This is a genomic window from Shewanella septentrionalis, assembly GCF_025370265.1.
GTDB lineage: Bacteria > Pseudomonadota > Gammaproteobacteria > Enterobacterales > Shewanellaceae > Shewanella > Shewanella hafniensis.
On the sequence record NZ_JAMTCC010000007.1, the window covers coordinates 155615 to 167261 of the forward strand.

Sequence of the window (11647 nt, forward strand, 5' to 3'; positions counted from 1 at the left end):
AAATGCTGAGTGTTAAATCTGAGCAAGCGGTAAACGGGAGCCAGCGTTTAATGCCAAGCCACTCAATAGTCACTACCGCTGGAGGCAGTAAAATGAAGATGACACTCGATAGCGAGCTCGATGTCGCGCCAGATTTAGGCTCTGAGCAACGTCAGCTAAGTGAGCAAAATCAGCCAAGTGAGCAACAAACGCAACTGCGACAACGATTTGAGCAACAAGTTGATTTAATGCCAGCGCAGCTCGCCAGTGAATTAGGCATTGCCGAGCTCGAAGTCGTTGCCGCCTTGCCGCCCGAACAAGTAGTGTTTGTCCCGTTAACTCAGCTCGATACATTACTGCAAGCCTTACCCGAATGGGGAAAGTTAACCACTATTGTGATGTTGTCGGGCAGCGTATTTGAATTTAAAGGGGATTTCCCACAGGGAAAATATGCCCATGGTTATTATAACCTTTACAGCAAGGGCGACGGTTTGCACGGGCATCTCAAATTAGATGCCATGCGTGGCATCGCTTTGATCAGCAGACCTTTTAGAGGCAGCGAGAGCCATTCGATTAACTTCTTCGGCAGCGAAGGTGAGGTCGTGTTCAAAGTGTATTTAGGTCGCGATAAACAAAGGGCGCTGTTTCCTGAACAAGTTCGCCAATTTAAAGCGCTCGCGACTGCCTTTGCCTCGGTGCAATCACACCTCTGAATTGCAGCATTTACAAAAGTATTTAAGGAACACAGCAAATGAAGCCTGAAATGACCGAACAAGAACAACGATTAAGAGACAAGCTTTTACCTGAGATAGAAGCCTTTAAACAGCAAAGGGAAACCTTGCAACTGGCCACGCTAGGTACAGATGGCCAGCCTAATGCGAGTTATGCCCCCTTCGCACTGGCTGATGATGGTTTTTATATTCTAGTGAGTGACTTAGCCCGTCATGGTCATAACTTAAAGCACTCATCTAAGGTCTCAGTGATGCTTGTTGAAGATGAAACTGCGGCCAAATCGGTTTTTGCCCGCAAGCGTTTGACCTTCGATGCGATTGCCGAGGCCGTGCCTCGTGATACGCCCGCCTTTATTAAGGGCGTTAGTGTGTTATCGGCCCGTTTTGGTGAAATGTCCGATAACCTTGCGGCATTAACCGATTTTAACTTATACAAGCTCGCGCCCCATCAGGGTCTTTACGTGAAAGGTTTTGGCCAAGCATTTAGCCTGAGCGGCGCAGAGTTGTTAGATGTGGATTGGAAGCGTGATGGCCACCATGGCACGCCCAAAACACCGGAAAATCAGCAAGTCGCTTAAGTCGTGCTAAGCGATGGCAATAAAACCAACCCGCACTCGCTGCGGGTTGGTTTTATGCTTTTCTTTTGAGTAAAACCACGCTTTGCCCTTGAATTTTCCCGCAACAGGTAGCATCTCACTGATATGCTTTAAGCAAAGCTGCGCGGTTAACGGCTTGCAGATACCCAGTTCAGGTGAATGTTATGCTTGAATTGCCGTTCCCTACCGAAGGATACCCCAGTGACAGAGCCGACCGTCGAATTAACCAAATCACCAAACCCCATTAAAGCGGGCGCAGAGCCATTGCCTGAAAAGTTAATTCCAGTCACGCCTACAATAAGCGCTGATGCTTCGAAGGTTAAACCAACCTCGGCGCAGCAAAGATCGGTATTGCCTTGGATTATGGGGTTTCTTAAACCCTACAAACTGAAAGTCGTCGCGGCGATTATTTGCTTGATGATAGGCTCGCTCGCTTGGCTATCATTGGGCCAAGGTGTGCGCTTAATGGTTGATGAAGGCTTTGTGCGCGACAATGCGCAGCGGCTGAATGAAATTATATTGTTAGTGCTTGGGATTACCGCCGTCAGTGGCACAGCGGTGTTTTGCCGCTTCTATTTAATGACTTGGCTCGGCGAGCGGGTCAGTGCCGATATTCGTCTAACTGTTTACAATCAACTGCTTAAACTTTCGCCCGCCTTTTACGCTAAGGTGCGTACTGGCGAAGTGATCTCCCGTTTTACCGCCGACTCTACCTTGCTGCAAACCGTGGTGGGCTCGAGTTTATCTATGGCATTGCGCTCTAGTGTGACGGTACTTGGTGGTTTGGTGATGATGGGCATCACCAGCGTTAAGATGACCTTATTAGTGTTATTGGCTGTACCTTTAGTGTTGGGACCGGTGATCTTTTTCGGCCGTAAAGTGCGTACGCTGGCGCGAGAAAGCCAAGACAGGGTTGCCGATCTCGGCGCTTATGTGGATGAAACACTTCATGAAATTCATACGGTACAAGCCTATGGTCATGAAGATAAAGACCGTAGCCTATTCAACACCCGCGTCGAAGATGTGATGTCTGCGGCAAGCGGTCGCATTCGTTACCGTGCCTTGCTGATCTCAACCGTGATGTTTTTAAGTATCGCGGCAATTGCTATGGTGACTTGGGTCGGTGCCCACGATGTGATGGCGGGTAAGATGACGGGCGGCGAGCTATCCGCCTTTATGTTTTACGCTGTGATGGTAGCAGGCGCTGTGGCGACCATTAGCGAAGTGATCGGTGAGATCCAGCGGGCTTCTGGCGCCGCTGAACGTTTAATCGAACTGGCTGAAACGCCAGTGGATATTCCCGTTGCAGCTCATCCTATTGCTTTACCCGCCAAGGTCAGTGGCGAGTTAGTGATAGAAGGACTCAACTTTGCCTATCCAGAGCATGATGCCTTAGTGCTAAAACAGCTCAATATGGCCATTGCCGCGGGTGAGCGGGTCGCCTTAGTCGGCCCAAGTGGCGCGGGTAAGAGTACCTTGTTCCAGTTATTGCAGCGCTTTTATGTGCCTAGCGCTGGCAGTATTCGACTGGAAGGAATTGATATTGCTAAGCTTCTGCCACAGGATTTGCGGGCGCAGTTTGCTCTGGTGCCGCAGGACTCAGTGATTTTTGCGACCAGTGTACTTGAAAACGTGCGTTATGGCCGAGTCGATGCGACTGAGCAAGAAGTGATTGATGCTTGTATTGCAGCCCGTGCCCACGAGTTTATTAGCGAGTTTACTGACGGTTATCAAACCTATTTAGGTGAGCGTGGCGTGCGACTTTCTGGTGGGCAAAAACAGCGGATCGCCATTGCTCGGGCGATTCTAGCCGACAGACCGATATTGTTACTCGATGAAGCGACCAGCGCCTTAGATGCGGTGAGCGAGCAGAAAGTGAAGCAAGCGTTGGACGTATTGATGGCGGGTAAAACTACCTTGATTATTGCCCATCGCTTATCGACGGTGATCAATGCCGATAGGATTTTTGTGTTCGATAAGGGTGAGATTGTTGCCTGCGGACGCCACCAAGAGTTGATGCAATCCAATGCGTTATATCGTGAATTTGCCAGTCTGCAATTGTTAACCGAAGAGGCCAATGCCAGCGCCTTGAATGAGACCATTTAGGTAAAATAAAACCCAGTTGCTAGCTGAAACGCTCAAGCTAGCTCACTGGGTCTTTTATTGTGCGTTTGTCTCTAAGCTCTGTTAATCAGCTTTGTCTTTAAGTACGGCACTTTAAGTGCGGTCTCTAAGCTTTATCTTTTAGCTCGCGGCGCAGAATTTTACCTACGGTACTCTTAGGCAATTGCGTCATAAATTCAATGGTTTTTGGCAATTTATAGGCGGTCAATTGCTCACGGCAATAGGTTAGAATGGCCTCTTTTGCCTGTTGATGATCTTGGCTATCATCCTTGAGCACGATAAAGGCTTTAACCGCTTCGCCCGAGTGTTCATCTTTTACTCCCACCACGGCGCATTCGATCACACTTGGATGGCTCGCCAGCACGTTTTCCACTTCGTTAGGATAAACGTTAAAGCCTGAGACTATGATCATATCCTTTTTGCGATCAACAATTTGATGGAAACCTTCCGCTGTTGCTATGGCAATGTCACCGGTTTTAAAGAAACCTTCTGGAGTCATAGCGTTGACGGTTTCATGCGGATTATTCCAATAACCCCGCATCACTTGTGGGCCACGCGCGGCTAATTCTCCCGCTGTACCTAAGGGCACTTCAAGGTTGTTTTCATCTAAGAGTTTAACTTCAGTGCCAATCACAGGTTTACCAATAGTGCCAAGTTTTTGATAACCGGGCGCATTGAGTGAAATCACTGGCGAAGTTTCAGATAATCCATAACCTTCGCTGATCATATTGCCTGTCGTCTGTTGCCAAATATTCGCCGCTGCGGCAGTGAGTGCAGTGCCGCCCGAGATAGTGATTTTTAAGTGGCTAAAGTCCAGTGCTTTAAACTCGGGTTGATGGCATAGGGCGACAAACAGGGTATTGAGGCCTGCAAATCCCGTGAAGGGGTATTTGGCGAGTGTCTTAATTAAGCCACTAATATCACGCGGATTTGGAATTAATACCGAGCAACCGCCGCACTCGAAATACAGCACTAAGTTCACCATAAAAGCGTAAATATGGTAAATCGGCAGCGGCGCAACAAAGATATCTTCCCCTTCGGTGATCACGCTCGCGATACGGGATTTTACCTGCGCCGCATTGGCGAGCATATTGCCGTGGGTCAACATGGCACCTTTAGATAATCCTGTCGTGCCACCTGTGTATTGCAACGCCGAGAGGTCGTCGAGATTGGAGATAAATCGGCTAAAAGGAAGGTCAGCCCCTTGCTTTAAAATCTGACAAAACTCGACATTCTTAAGCCCTGTTTTTGGCTGCACATGCGGATCGATCAAATCTAAAGGATGGGTGGAGATGACGAGTTCTATTTGAGTACTGTCGATGACTTTGGCCAAGGTCGGCAATAGGTCGGATAACACCACGAGCGCTTTAGCACCAGAATCATTGAACTGATGAATAAGCTCGCGCTCGGTATATAAAGGATTCGTATTAACAAGGATTAGCCCAGCCCTGATTGCGCCGTAGGCCGCGATGACAAATTGGGTGATATTGGGCAATTGAATGGCGATGCGATCGCCCGGTTTGAGTGTGGTCTTATTTTGTAAATAGGCGGCAAAGTAACGAGAATCGCGTTCTATCTCATTAAAACTGCTGGTTTTACCAAGGCAGGCATAGGCGGGTTTATCGCCATAACGTAGGCTGGTTTTCTCGATCAGATCGACCAGTGATGAGTAGTCTAGTTTGAGTTGAGAGTCTTGATCGTATGCCATGCTGAACTACCTCAAAGATGATGTTTATTAGTTGTTATTATTCTGGAGTTAAACAGGTGTTTAGATTAGAGGGTGTTAGTACTAGAGGTCAATGCTTATCGCGAAAAACATCGCTATGCCAATAACGGTATCTTTATGTAACAGATAGTATTTTTACTCTAAAACTTAGGCGTTAACGATAGCGTAATTATCGTGTCATCGATAAAGCACTAAATAGTGCGTGAGTGGAGCGCATTCGAGATCTGTCTTTTGGGGATGAGTGTTGATTTAGAACGGCGCTTAGGTTGATTCACCAAGCGCCGATTTAGCGGTTAATGTAGACGGTTACCGATATTAACCGCTAAAAGCCTAGGGACTAAAGAATCCGGTTTCTTGACTCACTTGCTGGCTTGGCTGTTTCACATCCGTCACCGAGAATTGGATCATTTTGCGCCCCGACGGGATGGCATCCTTATCGGCTAATACAGTGACGGGATAGTCCACCTGTTCACCCGCGGCCAAGGTAATAATAGGATCGGCAATTAGACTAAAGGGCATTTCACTGTCGACGGCAAGTTGATACTGCTTAGTGTCCTGCGTTTTGTTGCGGATCTTCAACTGATAGGTATTTTCAATCTTATTGTCAGCCGTTTCGCGGTACAGGCTTTGACGGTCTCGGATCACGTTAAGCTGGATCTCGCTGCGGCTATTCAAATCTAAACCTATCACAATCAGCATGATCACGACCGCTGCGCCATAGCCTAAGAATCGCGGCGAGCGCCAATAGGAGTAGTTGACTCCCTTAAGATCATTCTCACTCATGTAGCCGATAAGGTTCGGTTTATAATCGAATTTCAACATGGTTTCATTACAAGCATCGACACAGGCACCGCAGTTGATGCACTCATATTGCAAGCCGTTACGAATATCTATCCCAGTTGGGCACACTTCGACACATAAATTACAGTCAACACAATCACCAAGATTACTCTCTCTGAGATTGGTTTCTTGCTTACGTTTACGCGGGCCGCGGGATTCACCGCGCTGTGCATCATAGGTCACGGTTTTAGTGTTGGCATCGAACATTACCGCTTGGAAACGTGAATAGGGACAGCAATGTAGACACATTTGCTCGCGCATCCAGCCCGCATTCAGATAAGTACAAATGGCGAAAAACCAGACCCAGCTTGTCACCCAAAAGCTGGCATTGCCTGTCAATATGTCGATATAGAGTTCGCGGGCGGGAATGAAATAGCTGATAAAACCACAGCCAGTGAGCAGGGCGGCGAGACCCCAAAGTAAGTGCTTGGTGCTTCTTTTACCTATTTTGCTGCCAGACCAGGACGCTTTGTCGAGTTGCTTGCGTTTGTTACTGCTGCCTTCGATGCGCGTTTCTATCCACACATAGATAAAGGTCCACGCCGTTTGTGGGCAAAGATAGCCGCACCAAACGCGGCCCCAGAATACGGTAATAAAGAACAGACCGAAGGCGGCGGCGATAAAAATCCATGCGAGTAGGGTAAAGTCCTGTGGCCAGAGCGTGATGCCAAAGAAGAAAAACTGTTGCTGGCTGATATCTAATAATATCGCTTGGCGGCCATCGATGGAGATAAACGGTAGGGCGAAAAATAGCACGATCAGCAGGCTATTCATCATGGTTCGCAGGCGCTGAAAATCACCTTTCTGCTCACGAAAATGGATGTTGCCTGAGGGCGTATTGCTCCCTGTTGCAGTTTCGCTGGAGAGGATTTTAATCGGAATGTGCAGCTCGACTGAGGAAGGTTTCGCGCTCACACTTTTATTCACATTTGGAGAATTGGGGGTAACTTCGCTCTTGGGCATAAAAGGGTCCTAACGGCTTAAATAAGATTCGCCTCCCTAAAGCAAGCGCTAGGCCAAGTTTTAACTGATTCAACTTTATGATATATATGGTTATTTTAATACTTTGGTTAGATGTTGATCGCGATATATCACACATTAGCGATATATCGCGTTTTTTGCTTGTGTGATTTGAGTTATATTTCACGTCGATTGACGTTGGATCCCCAGTTTTTTCATCCGCGATCTCAGTGTACTTGCGGGAACGCCTAGCACATTCGCCGCGCCGAGTGGGCCGGATATTCGCCAGTTTAAACGCTTAAGGGTTTGTTCTATATGCAAGGCTTCCGCTTCCGCTAAGGTTTGGCCTTGGGCTTGAGCTAAGGGGTTGTTGCTCGGCATCGCATGGATCTGCAGAATATCGCCTTGGGATAGAATGGCTTCGCGCTCGAGGATGTTTTGCAATTCGCGCACATTGCCCGGCCATGTATAAGCCATGAGCTTTTGCAGCCCTTTTTGGCTCACACCGCGGATTTTTTTACCTAACTTACGATTCAAACTGTGCAGTATATGGCTGACGAGTTCGGGGATATCTTCGATCCTCGCGCGCAGTGGTGGCACTTGAATAGGGAATACATTCAAGCGGTAATAGAGATCCATCCGAAATAATCCCTGCTCGACCCGCTTGAGTAAGTCGTGGTGACTAGCGGCGACCAAGCGAATATCCACTTGTATGGTTTCGCTGCCTCCGAGGCGTTCGAAGGATTGCTCTTGGATGACCCGTAGTAGTTTTGATTGGGCTTCTAAACTGAGTTCTGCCACTTCATCGAGGAACAGTGTGCCTTGGTGAGCAAGTTCGAAGCGGCCTTTACGGCGACTGGTGGCACCGGTAAATGCGCCTTTCTCGTGACCAAAAAGTTCACTTTCTAACAAAGATGCCGAAAATGCGGCGCAGTTGACGCTGATCATCGGCTTGTCTTTGCGGCGACTGAGTTGATGTAAGTTACGGGCAACGAGCTCTTTTCCTGTGCCATTTTCACCACAAATGAGCACAGTACTGTCGGTATTAGCCACCATATGCAATTGCTGGATCATGTGGCGGATCACGCTACTGGCGCCCGAAATATCCACATCACCCGTTTTGTCAGCAAGTTCAGCCTGCAGATAATGATTCTCCGAGGCGAGTCGCTCCGAGAGCGCCTGCACTTGCGCCAATGCTTGGCGTAATGACTGCTCTGTTTGCTTTTGAATACTAATATCACGAAATATCGCGACTACGCCAATCAGTTCATTATCACGGTAAACAGGGGTGGAACTGTAATACACGGGGAAGCTGCTGCCATCTTTACGCCAAAATACATCGTGGGTGATTTCTCGGGTAATACCATCCTTTAAAGTGTTGTAAATCGGGCAATCTTCTTGGGGATAATGGCTACCATCCGCATGGCTGTGGTGATGGCAGTTATGGATATTTTTGCCCAGTAACTCTTCATTCTTCCAACCTGTCATGCGTTCTGCCGCTGGATTGATAAACACCGCATTACCGCTTAAATCAAATCCATAAATACCTTCACCGACAGCGTTAAGCAGTAACTGGTTTTCCGGTAAGAAATGCTTATCTACTAATTTTTCATTATTGACCGAAATCTTATTTGTCATCTGCGGTACTCAAGCTTGGCTGGTATTGCCTGAGTATACCTTAAGTCGTATAACGCGATATATCGTGTTTTTGATTGAACTATTGAGTAATTACCTCTTTATGGTGACATTTGGACTCACATTTTTGGCACTCTGAAATGCATTTTTACCCAATGCAGTACCTTAAAAAATATTTACCTATAACAAACTGATCTAAAAGAGAAATGACTAATATTCATTCAAAAGTCTGATTTAACATTGGATATTGTCTTATTTATGTTATAAAAATGTTCTTGTTATGTAACAAATAACTTTGTATTGACCGTAGTTGCAAGGTTTAGGGATGAGAATCGCATAAAGCAGGTCAGGTATTCTAAAAAAATAATAAGCAGTTGGGATGAATATGATGACCTCAAAGAAGCAGAAGTTTGGATTAAGTGCAGTCAGTTTGGCGATTACATTAGCTTTGTCTGGTAGCTTCATTAGCCCGCAAGCCATGGCTGAGGAAGAAGACGCTGCTGTTAAAAATGAAGGCGTGGAAAAGATTGCGGTTGTTGGTTCACGTGCGGCACCACGCTCAATCGGTGATTCCCCCGTTCCAATTGATATTATTAGTAGTGACGACTTAAAAAAGAATGGTTCGACTGACATGATTGATATGTTGGTGACCTCAGTACCTTCGTTTAACTCGCGCGCTCAACCCATCAGTGATGCGGCAACCTTAGTACGTCCCGTTAACTTACGTGGTTTGCCATCCGACAGTACTTTAGTGTTAGTCAATGGTAAGCGTCGTCACCGCGCAGCTGTGATTGCGTTCCAAGGCGGCGGCATTAACGATGGTGCTCAAGGTCCTGATATTTCGGTTATTCCTGGTTCTGCATTGAAGCAAGTCGAAGTGCTGCGCGACGGCGCTGCGGCGCAATACGGCTCTGATGCGATTGCAGGGGTCATGAACTTTGTCTTAAAAGATAATTCTGATGGTGGGTCCATCACAGTGACCCAAGGTGAATATTACGAGGGTGACGGTGCCACGACCACAGTCGAAGGTGATGTTGGTTTACCGTTGACGGATAATGGCTTTGTTAACTTAAGCTTCCAGTATAAAAATGCGGATGCAACCAGTCGAAGTGTGCAGCGTCCCGATGCGGCTAACTTAGCAGAGCAGGGTAATACTGCGATTAATGACCCCGCTCAAGTATGGGGTAATCCTGAAATCAATGATGACTACTCAGTGTTCATCAACTCAGGCTTAGACATTAATGCCAATATGCATGCCTATGCCTTTGGGAACCTGTCATCCCGCGATGCCGTAGGTGGTTTTTATTATCGTTACCCGCAAAATCGTAGCAACGTGTATTCCAATGACGATGGTCAGAATTTACTCGTGGGCGCGGTTAATGGTGTTCAGTCGACTTGTGCGGCTGTGCCTATCCCTAAAAATGCTGATGGAAGTGACGGCAACGTACTCGATACTGATGCTTACAAGGCGATGGTTGCCGATCCAAATTGCTTTGCCATGAACCAGATATTCCCCGGTGGCTATACGCCGCAGTTCACTGGCACCATTGAAGATATGTCTTTCTTCGCCGGTGTAAAAGGCGATATCGGCGAGTGGAATTATGATTTCAGTGCCGGTACGGGCAGTAACAAAGCCAGTTTTGGCCTTAAAAACTCTTTAAATCCATCACTGGGATTAGACACGCCGACTGATTTCGATACGGGTGCCTATGAGCAAGTTGAAACCACAGTTAACTTAGACTTCTCGCGTTTCATTACATTAGGCGGCATCGAAGACATTAGCTTTGCTTCTGGTTTTGAATGGCGTAATGAGTCGTTTGAGATATCTCAAGGTGATGAAGCCTCGTGGATTGCTGGCCCTTATGCTAACCAAGGTTTCAACATAGGTGCGCACGGGTTTAAAGGCTTTGGCCCAGAATCTGCGGGTAAAAACTCTCGTCACAATATCGGTATTTATACTGATTTAGAAGCCTATTTAAGTGATGACTGGTTACTCGGTTTAGCACTGCGTTACGAAGACTTTTCGACCTTTGGTGATACGTTAAATTACAAACTGACATTGCAGTATTCCGCAACGGATGAGTTGTCGTTCCGCGCATCACACAGCACAGGTTTCCGTGCGCCAACCGTGGGTCAAGAAAACGTCGTCAACACGCAGACATCAATTATCGATGGTGAACTGATCCAGACGTTTATTGCGCCACCCACCGATCCACTTGCGGCATTTTATGGCGGGGAAGTGTTAAAGCCTGAAGAGTCAACAAGCTATGCGTTAGGCGCAGTGTATGAATACGAAAGCTTTTTCTTAACGGTCGATTATTACAACATTGGCGTTGAGGGTCGTATTGCGCAGTCGAGTAAGATTGATGTTGAAGCTAAAGACTATGATGCGCTGCGTGCAGCGGGCGTTGAGTTCCCTGAGTTGATCCAAGGCGTGAGTTATTACACCAACGACTTTGATACTACGACTCAAGGTATCGACATCGTCGCCTCCTATGATGCGGAAATTCTGTCGGGTAATGCTAAATTCAGTCTTGCCTATGGTTGGACCGATACCAGCGTTGATAAATACGACCCCGAAACCACTGATGAAGGCAAGGTTCGCCGTTTAGAAGATGGTATTCCTGCACACCGTGCAACCTTGACCTGGGCGCAGTCATGGGATCAATTAAGCATGTCACTGCGTGGTAACTACTTCGGTGAGTACTATGCGACTCATGCTGATGATACCTCTGATTGGGGTTCTGAAATGGCCGATGCTGCTGTCACCATAGATTTGGAAGTGAGCTATGAGTTATTTGATGGCTTAACCCTGGTGGTAGGGGCAAATAACCTATTCGACCAAAAAGCGCAAAAGCTGAAAGACGGAACTTTAGGCGAACTTGGTGGCGTTTACTATGAAAGTGGGCCATTCGATTACAACGGTGGCTTCTACTATGGCCGTGTTAATTACCGTTTTTAATGGGTAAGCCAATTTATAGAAGCGATTTCTAACCCACCTTTCAAGAAATTTGGCTTTTATAGATTTGAAGTGAGCAAAAAGGCTGCAGTGCAGC

At 47.1% G+C, this 11647-nt stretch carries 7 protein-coding genes; 4 read left to right on the forward strand and 3 right to left on the reverse strand.

Annotated features, from left to right (window positions below; genetic code table 11):
• The first annotated feature begins 92 nt into the window (after positions 1–92).
• From hutX to NE536_RS05940, 3 genes are all read left to right on the forward strand, one after another.
• Positions 93–692, forward strand: coding sequence for a heme utilization cystosolic carrier protein HutX (hutX, locus tag NE536_RS05930; protein ID WP_425347527.1), 600 nt, complete (start codon positions 93–95; stop codon positions 690–692).
• 38 nt (positions 693–730) lie between these two features.
• Positions 731–1288 (forward strand): heme utilization protein HutZ, encoded by a 558-nt coding sequence (gene hutZ / locus NE536_RS05935; protein WP_115335335.1) that lies wholly within the window; start codon positions 731–733, stop codon positions 1286–1288.
• A 219-nt stretch (positions 1289–1507) separates the two neighbouring features.
• Positions 1508–3412: an ABC transporter transmembrane domain-containing protein gene (locus NE536_RS05940; protein WP_261272109.1), complete on the forward strand. Its 1905-nt coding sequence runs from the start codon at positions 1508–1510 to the stop codon at positions 3410–3412.
• A 124-nt stretch (positions 3413–3536) separates the two neighbouring features.
• On the opposite strand, the gene NE536_RS05945 is transcribed toward NE536_RS05940, so the two are convergent.
• The 3 genes from NE536_RS05945 to NE536_RS05955 all read right to left on the reverse strand — a co-directional run bounded on the left by NE536_RS05945 (position 3537) and on the right by NE536_RS05955 (position 8594).
• Complete coding sequence (locus NE536_RS05945; protein ID WP_126491312.1) at positions 3537–5138, reverse strand: AMP-binding protein; 1602 nt, start codon at positions 5136–5138, stop codon at positions 3537–3539.
• A 348-nt stretch (positions 5139–5486) separates the two neighbouring features.
• Complete coding sequence (gene ccoG / locus NE536_RS05950) at positions 5487–6959, reverse strand: cytochrome c oxidase accessory protein CcoG (protein ID WP_261272110.1); 1473 nt, start codon at positions 6957–6959, stop codon at positions 5487–5489.
• Positions 6960–7139: 180 nt separating this feature from the next.
• Complete coding sequence (locus NE536_RS05955; protein ID WP_261272111.1) at positions 7140–8594, reverse strand: sigma-54 interaction domain-containing protein; 1455 nt, start codon at positions 8592–8594, stop codon at positions 7140–7142.
• Positions 8595–8976: 382 nt separating this feature from the next.
• Here NE536_RS05955 and NE536_RS05960 point away from each other — a divergent pair, with 382 nt between their 5' ends.
• Positions 8977–11553 (forward strand): TonB-dependent receptor plug domain-containing protein, encoded by a 2577-nt coding sequence (locus NE536_RS05960; RefSeq protein WP_261272114.1) that lies wholly within the window; start codon positions 8977–8979, stop codon positions 11551–11553.
• Positions 11554–11647 lie beyond the last annotated feature (94 nt).